Raw genomic sequence first — 21,339 nt, 5'->3', positions numbered from 1 at the left:
ATACAAATAGACGTTGAAACGTGTTTTATTAGTTTCCGAATTTTTCTTTTAATGCTTTTTCTACAGGAGGCGGTACAAACTCAGAAATATCCGCTTTGTATTGCGCTACTTCTTTAACTACACTAGAACTGATGAATGAATAGTTCGTGCTTGTCATCATATATAATGTTTCGACATCACTATTCAACTTCTTGTTCATAGATGTTAAACGCAATTCGTATTCAAAGTCGCTGACTGCACGTAATCCTCGAATGATTGTTTTTGCGCCGATTTTATCACAAAAATCTACAAGTAAACCATTGAATTGGTGTACTTGTACGTTCGGGATATTTGCGACAGATTCTTCAATTAAAGCGATGCGTTCTTCCACAGTAAAAGTCCCTGACTTATTACGGTTTTTCAATACACAAATGTGGATTTCATCAAAACGGTGTGCCACACGTTCAATAATATCCAAATGACCATATGTAATTGGATCGAAACTACCTGGTATTACTGCTTTTGTTTCAGCCATCATGTTCTCCTTTTTCTAATAACATAGTATCCGTTAAGCCATAATGATAACGTTTAATCACTTCAAAAGAGTGCGTATCAATGTTTTCTTTATGGTTAAACTCACAAACGATGATACCACTTTTCTTCAATAAATTAAACTCTTCGATTTGTGCTAATGCTTTATCAATTAATCCTTTATCATAAGGCGGGTCTAAGAAGATTAAATCAAATTGAATGTCTCGTTTAGCTAACGCTTTCAAGGCACGGTCAGCATTATTTTTATAGACTTCTGCTTGTTTCATCAAATCTAAGCTGTTTAAGTTTGCTTTGATTACTTTGACTGCTTTAAAATTTTGATCTACAAAAATCATTTCGTCCATACCACGAGACAATGCTTCTATACCTAAAGCACCGCTTCCCGCAAACAAATCCAAACCGATACCTGATACATCATGCAAGGTATTAAAGATACTTTCTTTTACTTTATCTGTTGTCGGACGTGTATTACGCCCTTGCAGACTTTCTAGAGGTTTACTTTTATGTTGGCCTGATATCACTCTCATCTAATACTTCACTTCCCCTCTTGTTCTATAATATAATTTGGGTAATAAGGAGGCTATTCCCAAAATGAAACAATCTTTTATTGTACTCGGTGAAGGACTCACCGATTTATTTGAGTTCAAAACACTTATTCAATATAATCATGAACGCATTAATCGCATTGTGTTCTTTAACAGTCCAAGTTCAGACAAAGGTTTAAGTTCTGCAGCGATTATCATGAATCCGACTGAAGGCAATTACTTCCAAGCCATGTATATCATGTTGAATGCTTTTCCTTACCCTCATCCAGAGGATAATAAAAAGTCAGCAATGATTCGCGGCTTCGCTGAAGATTATCAATTACCGTTAAACGAATTAGATGTTAAATCTTCAGACGAGTTTCATGATTTAGAACTCTATTTCAACTATTTAGTCGGTGTCTTACGCTTATATCATTGGATACCGCCATTACAATAACGTTTAATGTCATAACATAAGGGTTATATTGGTTGATACAGTAGTGTAACTATTAATTGATTTCGTATTTTTCTTTTTCATACGTTTTCTTTAAATATTTATAAGGAGAACCTTCAATGTGACGCACATACTTTAATTTCATGAGTCGGTTGACAATATGATCGGCATCATTTTCATTGATATACATGATGACATATTTGCGATTACGATTACTATTGACAATATGACCGTATTTTCTAATATGACGTTCATGCTTCATATGTTTAAGGTATATAATTAAACTGGTTCTTGGTATGATTTCTGTCATTTTGATCACTCCATTACTTTAATCTATAGTATCACGACTGAACTAAATTTGAAATAACCAAACCCCTGTATCACTAAGCATTCACGCTTCTTAGATATCACTTTTGGTTAGCTTCATAAACTACGAGGAGGAAATTTCATGGTAAAAATAAGTAGACTTATCAGAAACAGTGTAGCAGGTGCTGCCGGTATATTCAGCGGACTTATCTTTTTGTCAAAATTAAAAGGACAACCAGAACCTCAACCTATCCCAGCATTCTTTACACGTAAGCCCCATTATATCTTCGCCCATCGCGGCGGCATGGCTTTACGTCCAGAACAAACAAAACTCGCATTTGATACAGCGGCATCTTACGAAGTGGATGGTTTCGAAACAGATGTACGTGTCACAAGTGATGAACAATTGATTGTCTTTCATGATGCCACAGTCGACCGTACTACCAACGGTTCAGGCAAAGTACGTGAACATCGCTTAGATGAACTGCAAAAGCTGGATGCAGGTTATCATTTTAAAGACATCAATAAAGAGACGCCTTATCGTGACCACCCAGATGCGAAAATCCTGACATTTGATCAATTGTTAGAATTATATCCTGATATGCTCATTAATGTGGATTTAAAAGATAGTCCAGACTCTTATGAAGGTACGATTGCACCAGAACTATTATACAAATCTATCGTACGTCATAACGCACAAGATCGCGTATTAGTGACGAGTTTCTATCAGGAACAAATTGCTAGATTTTCTGAATTAGCCTTAGGAACAGTTGCGGTAGGTGCAAGCCAAGAAGAAGTCACTGTAGGTATCGTTAAATTCTTCAGCGGCTTAGGCAATATGTTTGAAGCGCAAGCCAACACTTTCCAAATGCCGACAAGTTATCATGGTGTGCCACTTACTTCAAAACGATTAATCAATTGGTTGAATTCTCGTAATATCGTTCCAGGTTATTACGGTGTCAACAGTATTGATTTAATGAGCGACCTATTTAACAACGGCACACATACTATTGTCACTGACAGACCTGACCTTGCATTCCAATATCGTCAAAACCAAGCTCAACATTAATATGACTGATCACTCAAATTATAATAATTAATAAACAAAGCAACACCCGCTACCATCGGCTTTATAGCTTATGTAGCGGGTGTTGCTTTGTGTTTTATATTAAGCGTGGATTTGGCATTGGCATGTTCCGCCTGTACTGCATCCATGCATATCTGTTCTAAAGAATGGATTCCCTACTTCAATTTTCACATTATCTGAAATAGAAGTTGCGATAATTGTGATGACTTCATCCACTAAATTTTGAAGTTCAGTTTCTTTTTGTTTATACGCCATCACAGATGGTACCATGTCATATGCTCGTTTACTTTTACGCGTTGCACGTGTCACTGATTGATAATCTGGATGATATTTACCAAAACGCATCACTTCATCATAACGTTCTTTATATTTCATAAACGTTTGATAATGCGTTTGCGCTGCTTCATCTTCGTTCATTGCTTGACGTGCTGCTATATATTCTTGGTAAATCTCTGAGTTTAAAATCATTTCACTGACTTCATCTACACCATCTAAAACCTCAATGATTTCAGAATTAATCATATTGTCACCTTCCATCAGTCTCCAATAAATATTAATGTATAGTAGCCATCCATAACATCTCCGCCCATTTCAGTATATTGTGTATTCAATAAACGAGAACGGTGAATGTCTGAATTCAACCAGCTATGCAAGAGTGTCGGTACGTCATTAAAGTCATAACCAACGTTTTGTCCTACGGCTTCAAATTTTATATTACGATCATCTAGTTGTTGTTTCAAAGCACCTTCAGTAAATTCAACATTTTTGTTGTTTGTACTTTCGTATAAGTTTACTGAAGCGATGTGACTCAAATCATTATTTACTTTGAACGGTTTAAGCCCCTTCAAGCTTCTGATTTGATTGGTAACTTCATAAAGCGTCATTAACTGGTTGACGTTTTGTTCGTATGGGACATCTTTATGTTGATTTTTAACAGTTTTTTCATTTGATGTTTGTGTCATTTGATATGGATTAAACATGACAAGTGCATTAGCATCAAGGAATCTTACACCAACCACTTTATTGGTTTGTTGGTCGATATACACTTGCGCATACACATCACCATATTTTATCAGCATTTGTGTTTTCATATCTTCATCAGAAAGTTCTATATCATAAGACTTACCGTTAGCTTTAATACGGGGTTCTGGGTTAATACTCGTGTTTTCAAAAATACTCGAAGCATCTTCAGAGATATTGATAGGTTCAATATCCGCCTTCGTTCCTGTCGCATAGACTGATTTAATGATATTATTCTTAGCCGTCACAATATAATATTGATTCTGTGCTCTGAAGACATAGTTTTTATAGTCATTTGCGTATGCATAGACACGATCAGCTTGACCGAATTTCTTCGTCAAACCGCTGATGTCATTGTTGACCCATGTTCCAATTCCTGACTTAGGTTTTGGATTTTCAGTCTCCGGCCCTTTTTTCTGTGTTTGTTCAATTTTTGTCGACGATTTCTTGTTTGGATTTTCCAACACATCAAATTTCAGCCGTGGCGAATAAAATAAATAGATAAGAAAAGTTATGAGAAGCAAGACGCCTATAACTTTAATAATTAAATTCCTCATTCTCCGCCCACCTCAATGTTAAGTAATTATCATTGTACACGTTTCACACGCACACTCGCAAGGATAGTCTTTATGTAAAAACATCGACTGACAACAGATAACGTCATCAGTCGATGTTTTACATTTTAAAAGCCGAAAGTTGCTTTAAATAATGAAGTTGTTTCTCCACCTGGGTACATAACATATAACAAGATGTACACGATAATACCTGTGAACGCTGTAAAAATCCAAATAATCGCTGCCCAAGGTCCAACCTTGCGGTGAAGATTAAATTTGTCTTTAAACGCTGTGATGATTTGGAATAATCCCATTAATCCACCCACCGTTGATAACGCGATGTGGAAAATCAAGAAGAAATGGTAATATCCTTTTAACCATGCAGGTCCACCGAAAGCAGTGTTCCCGATAAAGAATGTTCTACTTGCATAAATGATAAAGAATGTTAATGCGAAGAATGCTGCAGTCAACATTACTTTCTTATGCGCTTCAATTTTACGTTTTTTAATCAAGTACCATCCAACAATAACTAACGCCGCACAAATTTGAATACAGCTTGTACTTATCGTCGGCAATATAGGTAGACTCATAAATCTCATCCTATCTTCAATTTATTTAAATCATATTGATTAAAGAAATTACGACTGCTAATGCAAAGAATAGCACTAAATAGTTTAGTGAGTAAACAAACATTAACGTAGCCCATTTCTTTTGATTGAAGTTCTTCTTGAAGCTTGTTAAGCCAAGATACATCCAACCTAAGTTCAGAAGTGTTGCCAATACAACGAATACCGTACCTAAATTTGTAAATAATAATGGTAAAGGTAATAATGCGACTAACCATAAAAGCATACCTACACGTGTACGGTTAAAACCTCTAACAGATGGTAACATAGGAACTTTAGCTAAAGCATATTCGTCTTGACGTTTAATAGCTAAGGCATAGAAATGAATCGGTTGCCAACAAAATACCACTAAGAATAACGCAATTGCTGTTAAGCTTAGTTGGCCTTCAATTGCTGTCCAGCCGATTAAAGGCGGTACTGCACCTGGGAAGCTCCCGATAACAGTATTCCAAGTTGTGTGGCGTTTAGACCAAATTGAATAAAATGATACGTAGCCGATAATGCCCATTAAACCAATGACACCTGATGGTATATTTAGGATAAATAATAAGATTTCTCCTAGAACCATCATTCCGAAACTTAAAATCAATAAATTTTTATTTGAAATTCTGTTATTGACTGTCGGTCTTGACTGTTTGCTTGGCATAATGCTGTCAATATCTTGGTCATAATAGTTATTGAGTGCACATGCGCCCCCCATGATGAGCGTTGAACCGATCATCATCAACAGAATTTGCGGTATAGATGATAGGAAGGAGTGATTCGTTAATACAATCGCTAGCCATGCTCCTGTGAAGGCAGGAATTAAGTTCCCTTGAACGAGCCCCATTTTAATAATTGCTTTCAGTTCTTTAAGGGTTACACGACCAGAAGCTTGCGACAAAGTATGTCCTTTATCCATAATGCCCCTCCTTAAAATATTCATATAATACAATGATATAGCAAAAAGTAATAGTTGACTAGGCTAAATAAGACAAATTTGTGACACTTTAGCGACAACACTAATTTTCAAAAAATCGTCATTTTTGTGACACATTTTCAATCCACATGCTATTAAAATTTATAGCCATTATTGATATAATGTTTATAAATATTTACAATTTATCAAATGACAAATAGGCTTGAGGCATGGAATTCGGATTCGTCTTACATACTTGTTCGTACAAATCCCTCCTTTCCTCTGCCTTTATCTATGTCAATTAATCAGTGGGGTGTTTTAAATTGTTTAAAAAACGTAACCTTAGATGGTTAGCTGTTCTCGCAACAGTTATTATGGCATGGGTTCAATTAGGTGGCGCACTTGTAACAAAAACAGGTTCAGCCGATGGTTGCGGATCATCATGGCCGTTATGTCATGGTGCTTTATTACCGCAAAACTTACCTATTAGTACAATTATCGAGCTCAGTCACAGAGCAACATCTGCTTTATCATTAATCGTTGTATTATGGTTGGTCATTACAGCTTGGAAGAATATCGGGTATATCAAAGAAGTTAAACCACTGGCAATTATCAGTGTCGGTTTCTTGCTTATCCAAGCATTAGTCGGAGCTGCAGCAGTGCTTTGGCAACAAAATGATTACGTGCTTGCATTGCACTTTGGTATCTCATTAATCAGCTTCTCATCTGTTTTCGTATTGACATTAATCATCTTCGATGTAGATAAAAAATACGAAGCGAACAAAGTACACATAGATTCTAAACTTAGAATCTATACTTGGACAATGGCGATTTGTTTATATGTCGGCATTTACACAGGTGCTTTAGTACGTCATACAGATTCATCATTATCTTATGGTTCATGGCCATTACCATTCGCAGACTTGATTCCACATACAGAACAAGACTGGGTACAATTCATGCATAGATTATTAGCACTTATCGCTACAATCAGTGTGTTTCTTGCATTTAACTATGCAATCAAACACTATCACGAAAACCGTACCATCCGATACGGTTACACAGCAGCATTACTTTTAATCGTACTGCAAATTATCACAGGTGCTTTATCAATCTTCACAAGCGTGAATTTATTCATCGCTTTACTACACGCATTAATTATCACATTTGAATTCGGTTTAATCGCCTACTTCATCTTATTGATGCTGCGTACAAAACGTGTTGAAAAAGTTAAAAATAACGCTTATTAATACAAATAACCGTTGAACAGACATCACTGTTCAGCGGTTATTTTTTGTTGCTTTATCCAAACTTCTTAATCACTTTTACTATAAATAGGCTTCTCAAGAATAGAAATACCGGAAACTGAAGAGAGTATCAGCTTCCGGCATATTTTAACGATTATTCATCTTTTTCTAATTCTACTAATAAGTCGCCTGTTTGAATACCTTCACCATTTGTGACAGTAACTTGTTTTACTGTACCGTTGAATGGTGCTTGTACTGTTGTTTCCATTTTCATTGCTTCAGTAATCAAAAGTGCTTGTCCGCTTTCTACGTGATCACCCACTGCAACTTTAACTTCTGACACTGTACCAGGCATTTGTGCACCGATATGGTTAGGGTTAGCTTTGTCTGCTTTTGGTTTTACTGTCGCATTCGTTTTCACATTTTCATCTTGAATTTTAATTTGACGTGTTTGACCGTTCATGATGAAGAAGATTGTTCTGACACCTTTATCATCTGGTTCAGTAATTGCTTCTAATGTGATAATCAACGTTTTACCTTTATCGATTTCCACTTCAACTGTTTCACCCGTACGCATACCGAAGAAGAATGTCGGCGTATCTAATAATGACACATTACCGAATTGTTCTTTCGTAGCGATGTATTGTTCATAAACTTTAGGATAAATCGCATAACTGATTAAATCTTGTTCAGTGACAGGTTTTTCTTGTTTTGCTTGAAGTTCTTCACGTAACGCTTCAAAGTCGATATCTTCAAGGTATTCACCTGGACGTTCTGTTAATGGTTTTTGACCTTTCAACACAACTTTTTGAAGTTCTTTATTAAAGCCGTCTGTTGGTTGACCGATTTCACCTTTGAAGAATGAGACCACTGATTCAGGGAAGTCGAGTTTGTAACCGTCTTTTAAGACATCTTCTTCTGTTAAATCATTTTGTACCATGTATAACGCCATATCGCCGACTACTTTTGAAGATGGTGTTACTTTAACAATGTCTCCAAATAAGAAGTTTACGCGACGATACATATCTTTAACTTCATGGAATCTATTGCCTAAGCCTAAACTTTTCGCTTGTTGGTTTAAGTTTGAGTATTGGCCGCCAGGCATTTCATATTGGTAAATTTCTGTGTTCGGTGATTTGAAATCACTTTCGAAGTCACTATAGTAATGACGTACTGTATCCCAATATTGACCTAAACGTTCAAGACCATTGATATCTGTACGTGCATCACGACCAAAGCCATTTAAAGCATAGTACAATGAGTTCGCACTTGGTTGACTTGTTAAACCACTCATAGATGATACTGCTGTATCAATGACGTCTACACCTGCATCTGCAGCTTGTTTATACGTTAAAATACCGTTACCGCTTGTATCATGTGTATGCAAGTGGATTGGTAAATCAACTGCAGCTTTTAATTCTCCGATTAATTCAAAAGCAGCTTTAGGTTTTAATAAACCAGCCATGTCTTTAATCGCAAGAATATGGAATCCTTCTTTTTCCAATTCCTTCGCAAGGTTCACATAGTAATCTAATGTGTAAATATTAGAGCGTTGCGGATCTAAAATATCCCCTGTATAACAAATTGTACCTTCAGAGATTTTACCCGCTTCTTGAACCGCTTCATTCGCTACTTTCATTTGGTCTAACCAGTTCAACGAGTCGAAAATACGGAAGACATCTACGCCAGCTTCAGCACTTTCTTTTACGAATTTCTTAATCACATTATCAGGATAGTTTTTATAACCTACTGCGTTTGATGCACGTAATAACATTTGGAATAAAATGTTAGGAATGGCTTTACGCATTTGTTCTAGACGTTCCCATGGATTTTCTTTCAAGAAGTTATAAGCAACGTCAAATGTCGCACCGCCCCACATTTCAAGTGAGAATGCATCTTGTAAGATTTCCGCTGTTTGTGATGCGATAGCTAACATATCTTTCGTACGCACACGTGTCGCAAGTAAGGATTGATGCGCATCACGGAATGTTGTATCTGTAATCAACACATCTTCTTGTTTTAATAACCAGTCCGCAACAGCTTTAGGACCTTGTTCATCTAAGAGTTGTTTTGTACCTCTTAATTGTTTGATTTCTGATCTTGGTACACGGTCTACATGTGGACGTTCAAAATCAGGTTTTTGACGTTTTTCAACACTTGGGAAGCCGTTGATTGTCACATTACCAATGTATTCTAATGTTTTAGTACCACGGTCTTGTGTTGGATTAATTTCAAACAACTCAGGTGTTTCTTCGATGAATTTAGTTGTATAGTCGCCTTCTTGGAATTGTTTATTGCGAATCACGTTAATTAAGAATGGAATATTCGTTTTCACACCACGAATACGCATCTCACGTAAAGATCGATCCATTTTTTCAATCGTTTGTTTAAACGTTAACGCATGTGTAGACAATTTCACTAATAATGAGTCATAATATGGTGAAATTTCAGCACCTTGGAATCCATCACCAGCATCTAAACGTACACCGAAACCACCACTAGAACGATAAGCGATAATGTGGCCAGTATCCGGCATAAAGTCATTTGTCGGATCTTCAGTTGTGATACGACATTGAATCGCATACCCTAATGTATGAATATCATCTTGATGCGGAATACCGATTTCATCGTCAAATAATGATTCGCCATCTGCTACAAGAATTTGTGTTTTCACAATATCGATACCTGTAATCATTTCAGTGATTGTATGTTCTACTTGTACACGTGGGTTAACTTCAATAAAGAAGAACTCATCGCCAGATACTAAGAACTCAACTGTACCTGCGTTGACATAGCCCACATTGTTCATTAATTGTAATGCTGCGTCACAAATACGTTGACGTAAACCTTCATCCATACCTACTGATGGCGCAACTTCAACAACTTTTTGGTGACGACGTTGTACAGAACAATCTCTTTCATAAAGGTGAACAATATTACCGTGTTCATCACCCATGATTTGAACTTCTATATGTTTTGGTTCATTAATGTATTTTTCAATATAAACTTCACTGTTACCAAAAGATTTTTGCGCTTCAGATTTCGCACGTGTAAAGGCTTCTTCAAGTTCAGACTCCTCATTCACAATACGCATACCTTTACCGCCGCCACCGCTAGTGGCTTTAATCATCAATGGGTAACCTGCTTCTTTCGCAAAATCTGCAGCTTTATGATAATCCTCAATCGGACCATCTGTACCCGGAATAACTGGTAAACCAGCTTCAATTGCTGTGGCACGGGCTTTCACTTTATCACCGAACATATCTAAATGTTTAAGTTTAGGGCCGATAAAGATAATACCTTCTTCTTCACAGCGTTTTGCGAAGGTTTCATTTTCACTTAAGAATCCGTAACCTGGATGAATCGCATCAACATTCGCATTCTTCGCAACTTCAATAATACGTTCAATATTTAAATAACTGTCAGCAGGACCTAAATCCTCTCCGACTAAATAAGATTCATCAGCTTTGTTTCTATGTAACGAACCTTTGTCTTCATTTGAATAAATTGCGACTGTTGTAATGTCTAATTCAGTGGCTGCACGGAAAATACGAATTGCGATTTCACCGCGGTTTGCTACCATTAACTTATTAATCTTCTTCAAGTGATCAACCCCCAAAAATCAATTATTAGAATTTTCTAAACCTTTGTTGTAGATAATAGTATACCAAAACACGAACATTAATGTTAGTAGATGTATCTGTTCTGATATGTAAACTTCAAGCCAAACTATACTGTTTCAGCAACTTATAAACACGCCACCAAAGCATGTTAGACAGTGCTAGTATAGATAAGACATATAGAAGCATATCCGTATTATATCATATTTTCTTATAACACATCATAAACTTTATTTATACTTATTTCTGAAAGCAATCATTTTAGCTTAACCATTATTCTTAACATTTCTTACTCGTCAATAAAAAACGTTTGTCTTTTTAAAAATCTTTCAATCGACATAAAAAAAGACTGAACGTGCTTACGCTCAGTCTTGCCATTTAATATCTTCTTGGAATATCAATATGTTTTTGTTTTGCTTTTTGTTTATCCATCTTGATTTGTTTCGCAGTAATTAATAATAAGCCTAAGGCGATACTTAAACTAATCATAGAGGAACCACCAAAACTAATAAATGGTAACGGTACCCCTGTCAACGGAATTAACGCTGAAATACCACCTAAGTTAACGAATGTTTGACTGCCGATATAACTTGCGATACCAACACAAACGAGTTTATAGAAATAAGAACTTGTTTCAGAAGCTAACTGGAAAGCTCTATAGACAATAAAGAACAATAATCCAATCACAAATAGGCCTCCGATTAAACCTAGTTCTTCACATATGACCGCAAAAATAAAGTCTGTATGCGGTTCTGGCAGATAGCCAAGTTTTAACACACTGTTGCCGATACCTTTACCGAATAATCCCCCATTCCCAATCGCCATTAAGGAGTTTGAAATATGGTAACCTGTACCAGATTCAAAATGGAATGGATCTGTCATAATTCTAAAACGGGCAACTAAGTATGCAGGTAACCAACCTGCAATGGCGAATAGTACTAATGCAATACTGCCACCTACCAATATGATACCGCCCCATTTTAATAGCGGTTTAATCCAAATACCTGCATAAAGCATAATGGACATAAAAATAATGATAATCAGCATCGTTTGCCCAACATCACGTTGGAATAGCACCATGATAATACATACAATTATAAATAATAACGGATTCAGTATTAATTTCGGATTCGCAAGTACGCGCTCACGCTTTTTATTAATCATGAATGGCAGATAAAGTATAATGGCGATTTTCAACAACTCTGAAGCTTGTAAGTTCATAAACCCTAAGTTAATCCAACTTTTAGAACCATTGATATTTTTACCGATTAATAACGTAAAGAATAGCAAAAGGAAAATACCTGCCATCATAATTTGTTGCACACGTGTTTGCTGTAAAAATTTAACGTTCATGAAGAACGCCATAAAAAATACAATAATAAAACTCATCACAACGTACATTAACTGTCTTGTATAAAAATACGTACCAGACACAGGTGTACCCCCTGTTAACGTCCCTTTAGTAGCAGGAACCATACTGGCACTGTAAACCATAATCAACCCAATCAAACACAGCATTATATATGTAATCACTAACGGATAATCGATATATTTTGCATACTTTCCGACATACCGAAAGAAAGATTTTATGTTATTCATTTAAAAATCATCCAATTCTCATATTTGAAGTGTTTTCAAATATATTTAGAGTTTGTATAAGACTTTAATGTCTTAATTCTGTTTTCACTTTGACGATATCTTTATAAAACCACATTTTTAAGTCGTGTTGCAAGCATTTCTGTATGTTGAAAAGAAATAAAAAAAGTGACTGTACATTCTATCAACTTCTGACAGAACTGCAGCCACTTTGTGCGGTTTAATCTGATGCTGTGAAATTAAACGTTTGTGAATGCTTCATGAAGTTTAGACAATTCTTTTTCAAGACGCAACATGATTTCTTTACCTTGTTCGATATCGATCAAGCCTAAGTTTGCTGCAAAGTCTACTTCTTTTTGTAAGCCAAACATTTGTGTATCTAAAACTTCTTCATACAAAGGACATTGCGGCAATGTTAAATTGTCCATTTGTACTTTAATTAATTGCAGAATGCGATCTGCATCTTTATTTAATTGGTCATATGCCGCGTTATTGATTGTGTTCGATTTCGTCATGACATACTCCCCCTATCATTTGTTTGTCATATTAAAAATTTTAGCCTACTCAAAACTAAATTGCAAGTAAATTTCGAATCAGTAACTCTATTCTATGTTATCATAGACTCAGATATTATAAAGGGGAGCGCATAACATGATACAAATTAAGGGTAAAGTTAAATTTCCAATTACTTTAGACAGTACAACTTGGATTTTTGACGATCGTAAAGTAAAAATCGAAGATTTAGAAGCAGGCGTCTTTGAAGGAACAAAACCTGTCGAATTCCAAAATAACCGTGAATGGAATCGCGCAATTTTGGAAGGACAAACGAATCCTCCAACCCTGAATTCTGAAATCAAGTATAAAAAGCGTGCCATGATTGAGGACACATTTGTGATTAACATGACACCTTTCTTCAAGAATGCTGAACCAAATGACGATGCCACAGCAATTCGTCTATCTAACGATGAAGATTCAATCGAAGTACCGTTAAGCTTATTACCTTACCTGTTCTTTAAATTCGCAGATAAAGGGAAACGTTTATATGATGACAACGGTGTAGACAGCTTCGTGTACATACCTGAAGAAGGGTATTCACATGAATTCAAACATGTGACGTATATCGAGGTGGTATAATTTGATAAAAGTACAGTGTATCATCTGTGATACAGAAGTACTCATGGATGAAAATACATTGGAAGCCAAACAGCTGCGCAATCATCCTATGCGCACATTTATGTGTGAAGATTGCAGAAGTCGTTTAGATGTTCCTAAACAACGTAATAACTTTTATAAAGCACAAGAAAAATTCAATATATTTACAGAAGACCATGACGATTGATTCATGGTCTTTTTTTCTTCCTAAATACAAAAAAGAAGCCCGAATCTTTATGATTCAGACTTCTTCATTATCTTAAAGCTGTAACGATTACTCGTCTTCAGCCATTAATTGTTTAATACGTTTTGCTTCTTTTTCACGTTGAGATTTATTTAAAATTTTCTTTCTCATACGGATACTTTCAGGTGTTACCTCTAACAATTCATCGTCATCGATAAATTCTAACGCTTCTTCAAGTGTTAAGATACGTGGACGTTTCATTGTTTCAGTTTGGTCTTTCGTAGCTGAACGTACGTTGGTTTGGTTTTTAGTTTTAGTGATATTTACTGTTAAGTCATTATCACGGTTATTTTCACCAACAATCATACCTTCGTATACTTCAGTACCTGGTTCCATGAAGTTAGTACCACGGTCTTCTAAACCAATAATTGCATATTGGCTTGCTTTACCTTGGTCCATAGAAACTAATACACCATTACGACGTCCGCCGATACGACCTTTAATACGTGGACGGAATTCTTCGAATGTGTGGTTGATGATACCATAACCACTTGTCATTGACATGAACTCAGTTGTGTAACCGATCATACCACGTGCAGGCACCATGAATACTAAACGTGTTAAACCATTATCTGTAGTCACCATGTCTAACATTTCACCTTTACGTTGTCCAAGTGACTCGATAACTGAACCTGCATTTTCTTGAGGTACTTCACATTGTACGCGTTCAAATGGTTCACATAAAACGCCATCGATTTCTTTAAGGATTACTTGTGGTTTAGATACTTGTAATTCAAAACCTTCACGACGCATATTTTCAATTAAGATAGATAAGTGTAATTCACCACGACCTGCAATAACCCAAGCATCTGGTTGGTCAGTTGGTGTTACTTTTAATGATACGTCTGTTTCAAGTTGTTGATCTAAACGGTCTTGAATTTGACGTGCAGTCACATACGTACCTTCACGACCAGCAAATGGTGAGTTATTTACACGGAAAGTCATTTCAAGTGTTGGTTCATCAATACGTAAAACAGGTAATGCTTCTTGATGGTCATGTGGTGTTACTGTTTCACCTACGTTGATATCTTCCATACCTGAAACCGCAATTAAATCCCCAGCATGTGCTTCTTCAATTTCTTCACGTTTTAAACCGAAGAAACCGAATAATTTGCTGACACGGAAGTTTTTAACACTGCCGTCTAATTTTAATAATGAAACTTGATCTCCGACTTTGATTGTACCGCGGAATACACGACCAATACCGATACGACCTACATAGTCGTTGTAATCAAGTAACGCGATTTGGAATTGTAAAGGTTCATCGCGGTTATCTACTGGTGCTGATACATAGTCTAAGATTGTTTCATACAATGACTGCATGTTTTCATCTTGTTTATCTGGTTCTAAGCTTGCTGTACCGTTTACAGCTGATGCATATACAACTGGGAATTCTAATTGGTCATCATTTGCATCTAATTCGATAAATAAGTCTAAGACTTCATCTACAACCGCTTCTGGGCGTGCTGCAGGTTTATCGATTTTATTTACAACCACTACAGGTTTTAAATTTTGTTCTAACGCTTTTTTCAACACGAAACGTGTTTGAGGCATTGTACCTTCGTAGGCATCAACAACTAATACAACACCGTCTACCATTTTCATGATACGTTCCACTTCACCGCCGAAGTCAGCGTGACCTGGTGTGTCTAAAATATTAATTCTAGTGCCTTTATAATTAACTGCAGTATTTTTCGCTAAGATTGTAATACCACGTTCTCTTTCAATATCATTAGAATCCATTGCACGTTCATCAACATGCTCATTCTCACGGAAAATACCAGATTGTTTTAATAATTCGTCAACTAATGTTGTTTTACCATGGTCAACGTGAGCAATAATAGCAATGTTACGTACGTCTTCTCTTAAATTTGTCATACTAAATTTCCTTTCTTGAGTAAATTCCCACTTCAATTTGCAACTTTTTTATTATATCATATTATTGAGCAAAGAATAATAAGGTGGGGTTTGAATGCAGAAAAAAAAATCAAAAGCTATATTTTGGCTTTATTCTGTTCTTGCAGTCATTTTCTTAGTACTGTTCAGTTTTAGCTTAGGTGCTCAAAATTATTGGTTTATGGCGATTACAGCCATTATCCTAATTGCGATTTTCGGTGCCGGCTTTACAACTAAGAAAAAATATCGCGAAAACGATTGGTTCTGACCAATCATTACATGAATTTTTAACATAAAGGGTTCCACTCCTTGCAGTACCCTGCAGGAGAAAGAATACACATATATTTCAGTCAAAAGAAAAAAGGTTGGGTACCTAGATGCTTTTTGAACAATTGCTTGTTTAAACAGCTTCGATGGTCCCGACCTTTTATTTTTTATCGATATCTTTTGTGTAATGTCTCAAAAGTTTCTTTTTCCGGCAACATGTGTTTCGTTAAAATTTCCTCATGTATGGATTGATTGCCGACCAATACAGAGTGCGGCTGATTTAGTGAAAGTGGATTACCTAATAAATCCGTACCTTTACCGCCTACTTCATTTAAAATAATTAAAGCACCGGCATAATCCCAAGGTTGTAATCTCGGTGTTAAATATGCACCTAATTTTCCTTGCGCAACATGAATCATTTCTAAGGCTGCAGAACCATAAGCGCGACAACTTCTCGCTTCATCTACTACCTTTCTGAATATAACACCAATCACCGGCTTTGTTAACCAATTTGGATTAATTCCAATCAAACTTTTATTTAAATCCGAATTCTCAAGCGGCTTCATTGGATGTTCGTTTACAAACGCACCCTCTCCTGCTTTTGCATGATAGAGCAAATCATTCATGACATCATAAACAAATCCTGCATAAGGCTCTCCATCATTATAAATACCGATAGAAATCGCAAAATTTTCTTTTTGATGCACAAAGTTCAATGTGCCGTCAATCGGATCTATAACCCAGACAATACCTTTTTGTTCAACTTCAGACATCGGTCTGCCATGTCCTTCTTCACCAATAAATTGATGGTCTGGATAATTCTCCATAATGTTATTGTAAATAAAATCTTCCGTTGCTTTATCAACATTTGTCACCAAATCATTTGGATTGGATTTTGTTTCAATATTGATATCTTGCTGCATCATTTTACGGATATTATTACCCGCTTCAATTACAAGTCCTTTTGCAAAATCATATACTGCCATTTACGAACACCCCTTCTATCATATTATAACTAAATCATTTCAGAATTTCATTTACTCTAAATCAAGCCAAAATTATGCTACAATGTTTTCAATCATAACAACAGGAGGCTTTGTCATGTCTAACTATACTTTTTCTTCTAAAGACTTTAAAGTCTTTGAAGTGCCTGGATTAGAAGCACGAATGGCTGAAATCGAACAACACATCAGACCAAAACTACATCAGTTGGGTGAACACTTCGCTGACTTCTTATCTACCCATACAGCAGATGAATTCTTTATGCATATCGCAAAACATGCACGTCGTACAGTAAATCCGCCGAAAGATACTTGGGTCGCTTTCTCTACGAATAAACGTGGTTATAAAATGCTGCCGCATTTCCAAATCGGTTTATACGAATCACAAGTCTTTGTCATGTTCGGCGTTATGCATGAAGCTAAAAATAAAACGCATTACATTGAGGTCTTTGAAAATCACTTCAAAGATATTGAAAACTTGCCTGCAGACTACCGTATTTGTGTAGATCATGTCAAAATGGATAAACCATTGATCCAAGACCTATCGACTGAAGACTTAGAACAAGCATTGTCACGTGCAAAACAGCTTAAAAAAGGCGAATTCTTTGTTGCACGTACACTCTCACCTGATGCACCTGAGTTAAAGTCAGATCAAGCATTCCTCGATTATTTAGAAGATACGTTTGAGCAACTGTTAAAGTTTTATCCATAATAGCATAATACCGAGCATTTAACTATTCATTCAAAATTATCGTGCTGATTTAGACAAAGTTTGCCTTATACTACTTTGTTTAAATCAGCTTTTCTTTTTCACCTACATCTCGTTGCTTACAATTTTAAACGTAAAAAACAGTTTTATTAGGTTGACCTAATTTTATTTTTACTTTATTATTAAACCATTGTTAGAACATAGAGAAGTGGGGGTGACCTTCTTGACTAAAAGACAGGTCAATTATAATAACGACAGCTTAGACGAAATCAACAATACTGTCAGTTTCAATTCAAACAGCAGTATCAAGCAGAAATTCCTTTCATTCTTAGGACCGGGCTTACTGGTTGCAGTAGGTTATATGGATCCTGGTAACTGGATTACCTCCATGCAAGGCGGAGCCAAATACGGTTATATTCTGCTTTTTGTAATATTAATTTCAAGTTTGTCTGCCATGTTGCTTCAAAGTATGACAGTCAGACTCGGTATCGCATCAGGCCATGACTTAGCACAAGTCACAAAACGTTTTTTAAATAAACCTTTAGCATTTATATTCTGGATCATAGCTGAACTCGCAATTATTGCGACAGATATCGCAGAAGTTATCGGCAGTGCCATTGCGCTTGATCTATTATTCGGAATTCCATTGCTTGTCGGTGCGATCATCACAGTACTTGATGTCTTTATCTTATTATTTATTATGAAATTCGGTTTCAGAAAAATTGAAGCCATCGTCGGTACGTTAATCTTTACTGTACTCGCAATCTTCATCTTTGAAGTTTATATTGCTTCACCTGACGTTGTCAGTGTATTAAATGGTTTTATACCTAGCAGTCATATCGTTACACAACAAGGTGCCTTATATATTGCCTTAGGTATTGTTGGTGCAACGATTATGCCGCATAATCTTTATTTACACTCATCTATCGTTCAATCAAGAACATATAATCGTAAAGATGAAGCTTCTAAAGCACAAGCCATTAAATATGCGACAATTGATTCAAACATTCAATTGACTATTGCATTTGTGATTAACTGTTTATTACTTGTTTTAGGTGCTGGTTTATTCTTCGGTACAGGCAATGCAGATAATCTTGGCGGTTTCTATGACTTATATCAAGCCTTAGAACAACAACCGTTGCTTGGCGCATCTCTTGGCGGCTTAATGAGTACTTTATTCGCAGTCGCTTTACTTGCGTCAGGTCAAAACTCAACGATTACAGGTACCCTAGCCGGTCAAATCGTTATGGAAGGTTTCATCAACTTAAAATTACCAAACTGGGTAACACGATTAATCACACGTTCTATCGCAATTATTCCAGTTATCATTTGTTTAATTATCTTCCATGGTAATGAAAGTATGATGGAACAACTCTTAGTCTTTTCACAAGTATTCTTAAGTATTGCGTTGCCATTTACTTTAATTCCGCTTCAACTTGCGACAAACAACAAAGACTTGATGGGAAGATTTAAAAACAAATTATGGATTAACATAATTTCATGGTCATTAATTGTTATCTTAAGCGGATTAAACATCCATTTAATCATCCAAACATTCCAAGAACTGTAAACAAAAGCTATACAATAAAAATAAAGCAGCTGCAATCCAGTAAGTTTCCCCTTTACGGATTGCAGCTGCTTTTTAATTTTATTATTTGAAATCGTCTAAATCATGTCTGCGTGGACGTTCATGATCGTCTCTTCTACGTTGTTTAGCCAATTCACTTTCATTCGCATTTTCTTCATAATGTGCTTCGTGATTAGCTTCTGAATCAAATTTGTCATGCTCTGCTTTGTCTCTTACCTGTTTGCCTTCAGGTTTGATTTTTTCATGATTGTTTGTGTTTTCATTATCACGTGTAATGTCTTCGAAATAGCCATGATTTCTGTCGTACTCTTTGTTGGCTTCACGTTTAGCTTGGCTTCTTCTAACAAATAACATAATCGCTACAATAAAGAATAAAATAGATGCGATAAAGTTTGAGAAGTATAAACCAACTAGTGCCGCGACAATTAAGATAATACCTGCAGCAATGCGGTTTTTCTTACTTAATACAAGACCCACTGCTGCGATAATTGCGACAACAATCAAACCAATCGTTGTGAAGACCATTGTTTGATGCAAGAATTCAGGTGACATACTGGAATCCCCTTGTTTTAACAGAATGTCAGCCAACATGCCATCCTTCATGAATGTACCGATTAAGAACAGCAACATGTAGAGTACTGTCAGACCTACACCGATCCATCCAATGATTCTTTCTACTTTTCTATTCATTGTAATACCCTCCTGATTAAGCGAAATTGAAGCGTCGCATTATATTCTTCGCTGACTTCATCCGCTTTTTTAAGGCCGCTTAACGGGTCTTATAAACGTAACTACCCTTAAAGCACTCAATTTATGCATAAATCAATTTAAATTTCATTTATTTCAACTATGCAATAGAAAATTTTTTGGTTTTTTTACCAAGATAAAAACCGAAAGCAACGATAATCATTGCTTTCGGTTTATCAAAATTATGATTTTTTATCTGAATCTTGCGCTTGTGTATCTTCAGTTGACTGTACGTCATCTTCTTTTGTTTCTTGCGTTGTCGGTGATTTACCTTGGTTGAATGAACGACGTTCTTCAAAGTTCATGCGTCGTTGATTCACAGCACTCGGACGATTTTTACGTGCTTCTTTCGCACGACGTTTTCTTTCTTTTTTCTCACGTTTACGTGCTGCTTTCTCTTCAGCCGTTTCACCTTTACGTGGTTCAACATCACGATATTTTACTTCTTCAGGCTCATTAGAAGGTTCTTGCATACGCGCTTGTTCACGCTCATATGCATCTTGTTCTTGTTGTTCTCTGACTTCTTCTTCTGATTTTTGTTTATATTTCGCCTGACGTGATAAGAATTCAGGTTCACTTTCATCTTCACGTCTTGTGATTGGTTCTTCAGACTGTACAGGTTCTTCTGTATCTTCTGTTTGATGTGTCTCTTGTACTCTGTCTTTTTTCGGTACATATGGTTTCACATCGTCTTCTGGATAGCCATGTGGACGTCTTACAGGTTCACGGTCATATCTATCATAATCATCATAACCGCCCTCATATGGTACATAACCACCGCCATAACATGGTACAGTTTCTATTCTATCTTTACGCGCAAACATCATAATTGCGACAATGAAGAATAGTACTGGTATGACGATTGTTGCGAGTAGTAACACTAAAGGCAATGTAATGATAGATGCAACTAAGAAGAGAATTCCAGATAACACTCGGATATTCATAGAAATGAGTGCTAAGAATGAAATTAATAAACAGACAATTAAATAAACAATGACAGCCCAAATACCGTTTTGAAGCCAAATCACAAATTGTGTTGTATTTAAACTGTTATTTGCGAGCACTTGTTGTGCTAAATCATTATTGTTGATTGACTGTTCAAGATTTTGAATTGATGTATTGTTGCTGAATGACACAAGCGCAATAAACATAGTAATTACTGTTAATAACAATAATCCAATCCAGTTCAGCCAACCTAAGACTTTTTCTGCCACTCTGCTGACTGGACGTTTTATTTGTGTATATTGTGGTTCTTCAGACATCATTAACACT

22 protein-coding genes are annotated in these 21,339 nt (G+C 36.1%); 8 read left to right on the top strand and 14 right to left on the bottom strand.

The genetic code is table 11. The features are described 5' to 3' along the window. Nucleotides 1-28: 28 nt before the first annotated feature. Both coaD and rsmD read right to left on the bottom strand, forming a co-directional pair. A complete protein-coding gene (gene coaD, locus HMPREF3031_RS00375) occupies nucleotides 29-514 on the bottom strand; it encodes a pantetheine-phosphate adenylyltransferase (protein ID WP_002480554.1) in 486 nt (161 codons plus the stop codon). Then, a complete protein-coding gene (gene rsmD, locus HMPREF3031_RS00370; RefSeq protein WP_002480553.1) occupies nucleotides 507-1,058 on the bottom strand; it encodes a 16S rRNA (guanine(966)-N(2))-methyltransferase RsmD in 552 nt (183 codons plus the stop codon). Before rsmD ends, coaD begins: the two co-directional genes overlap by 8 nt. 64 nt (nucleotides 1,059-1,122) lie before the next feature. Here rsmD and HMPREF3031_RS00365 point away from each other — a divergent pair, with 64 nt between their 5' ends. Continuing rightward, nucleotides 1,123-1,512 carry a DUF7147 family protein gene (locus HMPREF3031_RS00365; RefSeq protein WP_002480552.1) on the top strand — a complete coding sequence of 130 codons (390 nt, stop codon included), beginning with the start codon at nucleotides 1,123-1,125 and terminating at the stop codon, nucleotides 1,510-1,512. A 52-nt stretch (nucleotides 1,513-1,564) separates the two neighbouring features. Here HMPREF3031_RS00365 and HMPREF3031_RS00360 read toward each other — a convergent pair whose 3' ends face one another. Then, on the bottom strand, nucleotides 1,565-1,819 hold the full coding sequence (locus tag HMPREF3031_RS00360) for a DUF2129 domain-containing protein (RefSeq protein ID WP_002480551.1): 255 nt from the start codon (nucleotides 1,817-1,819) through the stop codon (nucleotides 1,565-1,567). Between the two features lie 138 nt (nucleotides 1,820-1,957). Between HMPREF3031_RS00360 and HMPREF3031_RS00355 the strand changes: the two genes are divergently transcribed. Next, on the top strand, nucleotides 1,958-2,884 hold the full coding sequence (locus HMPREF3031_RS00355; RefSeq protein ID WP_002480550.1) for a glycerophosphodiester phosphodiesterase family protein: 927 nt from the start codon (nucleotides 1,958-1,960) through the stop codon (nucleotides 2,882-2,884). A 99-nt stretch (nucleotides 2,885-2,983) separates the two neighbouring features. Here HMPREF3031_RS00355 and HMPREF3031_RS00350 read toward each other — a convergent pair whose 3' ends face one another. From HMPREF3031_RS00350 to cyoE, 4 genes are all read right to left on the bottom strand, one after another. Then, nucleotides 2,984-3,424, bottom strand: a complete 441-nt coding sequence (locus HMPREF3031_RS00350) for a YlbF/YmcA family competence regulator (RefSeq protein ID WP_031262763.1) — start codon at nucleotides 3,422-3,424, stop codon at nucleotides 2,984-2,986. 14 nt (nucleotides 3,425-3,438) lie between these two features. Then, nucleotides 3,439-4,479, bottom strand: coding sequence for a CAP domain-containing protein (locus tag HMPREF3031_RS00345; RefSeq protein ID WP_002480548.1), 1,041 nt, complete (start codon nucleotides 4,477-4,479; stop codon nucleotides 3,439-3,441). Between the two features lie 125 nt (nucleotides 4,480-4,604). Continuing rightward, entirely contained in the window at nucleotides 4,605-5,066 is a 462-nt protein-coding gene (locus HMPREF3031_RS00340) for a DUF420 domain-containing protein (protein WP_002480547.1), read from the bottom strand. Nucleotides 5,067-5,091: 25 nt separating this feature from the next. Then, the gene (gene cyoE / locus HMPREF3031_RS00335) at nucleotides 5,092-6,003 is read right to left on the bottom strand and encodes a heme o synthase (RefSeq protein WP_002480546.1); all 912 of its coding nucleotides are present in this window, start codon (nucleotides 6,001-6,003) and stop codon (nucleotides 5,092-5,094) included. Between the two features lie 320 nt (nucleotides 6,004-6,323). On the opposite strand from cyoE, the gene HMPREF3031_RS00330 reads away from it, so the two are divergent. Next, complete coding sequence (locus HMPREF3031_RS00330; RefSeq protein ID WP_037556329.1) at nucleotides 6,324-7,250, top strand: COX15/CtaA family protein; 927 nt, start codon at nucleotides 6,324-6,326, stop codon at nucleotides 7,248-7,250. A 151-nt stretch (nucleotides 7,251-7,401) separates the two neighbouring features. Here the strand turns inward: HMPREF3031_RS00330 and HMPREF3031_RS00325 are convergent, their stop codons facing one another. The 3 genes from HMPREF3031_RS00325 to HMPREF3031_RS00315 form a co-directional block, all read right to left on the bottom strand. Then, nucleotides 7,402-10,851, bottom strand: coding sequence for a pyruvate carboxylase (locus HMPREF3031_RS00325; RefSeq protein ID WP_002480544.1), 3,450 nt, complete (start codon nucleotides 10,849-10,851; stop codon nucleotides 7,402-7,404). Between the two features lie 394 nt (nucleotides 10,852-11,245). Next, on the bottom strand, nucleotides 11,246-12,466 hold the full coding sequence (gene ftsW / locus HMPREF3031_RS00320) for a cell division peptidoglycan polymerase FtsW (RefSeq protein ID WP_002480543.1): 1,221 nt from the start codon (nucleotides 12,464-12,466) through the stop codon (nucleotides 11,246-11,248). Between the two features lie 236 nt (nucleotides 12,467-12,702). Next, a complete protein-coding gene (locus HMPREF3031_RS00315; protein WP_002480542.1) occupies nucleotides 12,703-12,978 on the bottom strand; it encodes an Fpa/YlaN family protein in 276 nt (91 codons plus the stop codon). Between the two features lie 136 nt (nucleotides 12,979-13,114). On the opposite strand from HMPREF3031_RS00315, the gene HMPREF3031_RS00310 reads away from it, so the two are divergent. Continuing rightward, nucleotides 13,115-13,597 (top strand): hypothetical protein, encoded by a 483-nt coding sequence (locus HMPREF3031_RS00310; RefSeq protein WP_002480541.1) that lies wholly within the window; start codon nucleotides 13,115-13,117, stop codon nucleotides 13,595-13,597. A gap of 1 nt (nucleotide 13,598) precedes the next feature. Then, nucleotides 13,599-13,802 carry a DUF2197 domain-containing protein gene (locus tag HMPREF3031_RS00305; protein ID WP_002480540.1) on the top strand — a complete coding sequence of 68 codons (204 nt, stop codon included), beginning with the start codon at nucleotides 13,599-13,601 and terminating at the stop codon, nucleotides 13,800-13,802. Nucleotides 13,803-13,889: 87 nt separating this feature from the next. On the opposite strand, the gene typA is transcribed toward HMPREF3031_RS00305, so the two are convergent. Further along, on the bottom strand, nucleotides 13,890-15,737 hold the full coding sequence (gene typA / locus HMPREF3031_RS00300) for a translational GTPase TypA (RefSeq protein WP_002480539.1): 1,848 nt from the start codon (nucleotides 15,735-15,737) through the stop codon (nucleotides 13,890-13,892). Nucleotides 15,738-15,831: 94 nt separating this feature from the next. On the opposite strand from typA, the gene HMPREF3031_RS00295 reads away from it, so the two are divergent. Next, a complete protein-coding gene (locus tag HMPREF3031_RS00295) occupies nucleotides 15,832-16,023 on the top strand; it encodes a DUF5325 family protein (RefSeq protein WP_002480538.1) in 192 nt (63 codons plus the stop codon). A gap of 166 nt (nucleotides 16,024-16,189) precedes the next feature. Here HMPREF3031_RS00295 and HMPREF3031_RS00290 read toward each other — a convergent pair whose 3' ends face one another. Further along, entirely contained in the window at nucleotides 16,190-17,008 is an 819-nt protein-coding gene (locus HMPREF3031_RS00290) for an inositol monophosphatase family protein (protein ID WP_002480537.1), read from the bottom strand. Nucleotides 17,009-17,123: 115 nt separating this feature from the next. Here HMPREF3031_RS00290 and HMPREF3031_RS00285 point away from each other — a divergent pair, with 115 nt between their 5' ends. After that, complete coding sequence (locus HMPREF3031_RS00285) at nucleotides 17,124-17,735, top strand: YktB family protein (RefSeq protein ID WP_002480536.1); 612 nt, start codon at nucleotides 17,124-17,126, stop codon at nucleotides 17,733-17,735. Between the two features lie 220 nt (nucleotides 17,736-17,955). Then, nucleotides 17,956-19,302: an Nramp family divalent metal transporter gene (locus HMPREF3031_RS00280; protein ID WP_002480535.1), complete on the top strand. Its 1,347-nt coding sequence runs from the start codon at nucleotides 17,956-17,958 to the stop codon at nucleotides 19,300-19,302. Nucleotides 19,303-19,383: 81 nt separating this feature from the next. On the opposite strand, the gene HMPREF3031_RS00275 is transcribed toward HMPREF3031_RS00280, so the two are convergent. Both HMPREF3031_RS00275 and auxB read right to left on the bottom strand, forming a co-directional pair. Beyond that, the gene (locus HMPREF3031_RS00275) at nucleotides 19,384-20,010 is read right to left on the bottom strand and encodes a DUF4064 domain-containing protein (protein ID WP_061054790.1); all 627 of its coding nucleotides are present in this window, start codon (nucleotides 20,008-20,010) and stop codon (nucleotides 19,384-19,386) included. A gap of 239 nt (nucleotides 20,011-20,249) precedes the next feature. Then, on the bottom strand, nucleotides 20,250-21,329 hold the full coding sequence (gene auxB / locus HMPREF3031_RS00270) for a lipoteichoic acid stability factor AuxB (protein WP_070724547.1): 1,080 nt from the start codon (nucleotides 21,327-21,329) through the stop codon (nucleotides 20,250-20,252). Nucleotides 21,330-21,339: the final 10 nt, after the last annotated feature.

Source organism: Staphylococcus sp. HMSC072B07 (assembly GCF_001815505.1).
Classification (GTDB): Bacteria; Bacillota; Bacilli; order Staphylococcales; family Staphylococcaceae; genus Staphylococcus; species Staphylococcus simulans.
The sequence above is the reverse complement of the archived record's forward strand: the minus strand, read 5'-3'. Positions and strand labels throughout refer to the sequence as shown.

Coding starts and splice junctions, on each gene's coding strand:
- coaD (WP_002480554.1), bottom strand. CDS start 514: ATGGCTGAAACAAAAGCAGTAATACCAGGTAGTTTCGATCCAATTACA.
- rsmD (WP_002480553.1), bottom strand. CDS start 1,058: ATGAGAGTGATATCAGGCCAACATAAAAGTAAACCTCTAGAAAGTCTG.
- HMPREF3031_RS00365 (WP_002480552.1), top strand. CDS start 1,123: ATGAAACAATCTTTTATTGTACTCGGTGAAGGACTCACCGATTTATTT.
- HMPREF3031_RS00360 (WP_002480551.1), bottom strand. CDS start 1,819: ATGACAGAAATCATACCAAGAACCAGTTTAATTATATACCTTAAACAT.
- HMPREF3031_RS00355 (WP_002480550.1), top strand. CDS start 1,958: ATGGTAAAAATAAGTAGACTTATCAGAAACAGTGTAGCAGGTGCTGCC.
- HMPREF3031_RS00350 (WP_031262763.1), bottom strand. CDS start 3,424: ATGATTAATTCTGAAATCATTGAGGTTTTAGATGGTGTAGATGAAGTC.
- HMPREF3031_RS00345 (WP_002480548.1), bottom strand. CDS start 4,479: ATGAGGAATTTAATTATTAAAGTTATAGGCGTCTTGCTTCTCATAACT.
- HMPREF3031_RS00340 (WP_002480547.1), bottom strand. CDS start 5,066: ATGAGTCTACCTATATTGCCGACGATAAGTACAAGCTGTATTCAAATT.
- cyoE (WP_002480546.1), bottom strand. CDS start 6,003: ATGGATAAAGGACATACTTTGTCGCAAGCTTCTGGTCGTGTAACCCTT.
- ftsW (WP_002480543.1), bottom strand. CDS start 12,466: ATGAATAACATAAAATCTTTCTTTCGGTATGTCGGAAAGTATGCAAAA.
- HMPREF3031_RS00315 (WP_002480542.1), bottom strand. CDS start 12,978: ATGACGAAATCGAACACAATCAATAACGCGGCATATGACCAATTAAAT.
- HMPREF3031_RS00310 (WP_002480541.1), top strand. CDS start 13,115: ATGATACAAATTAAGGGTAAAGTTAAATTTCCAATTACTTTAGACAGT.
- typA (WP_002480539.1), bottom strand. CDS start 15,737: ATGACAAATTTAAGAGAAGACGTACGTAACATTGCTATTATTGCTCAC.
- HMPREF3031_RS00295 (WP_002480538.1), top strand. CDS start 15,832: ATGCAGAAAAAAAAATCAAAAGCTATATTTTGGCTTTATTCTGTTCTT.
- HMPREF3031_RS00290 (WP_002480537.1), bottom strand. CDS start 17,008: ATGGCAGTATATGATTTTGCAAAAGGACTTGTAATTGAAGCGGGTAAT.
- HMPREF3031_RS00285 (WP_002480536.1), top strand. CDS start 17,124: ATGTCTAACTATACTTTTTCTTCTAAAGACTTTAAAGTCTTTGAAGTG.
- HMPREF3031_RS00275 (WP_061054790.1), bottom strand. CDS start 20,010: ATGAATAGAAAAGTAGAAAGAATCATTGGATGGATCGGTGTAGGTCTG.
- auxB (WP_070724547.1), bottom strand. CDS start 21,329: ATGTCTGAAGAACCACAATATACACAAATAAAACGTCCAGTCAGCAGA.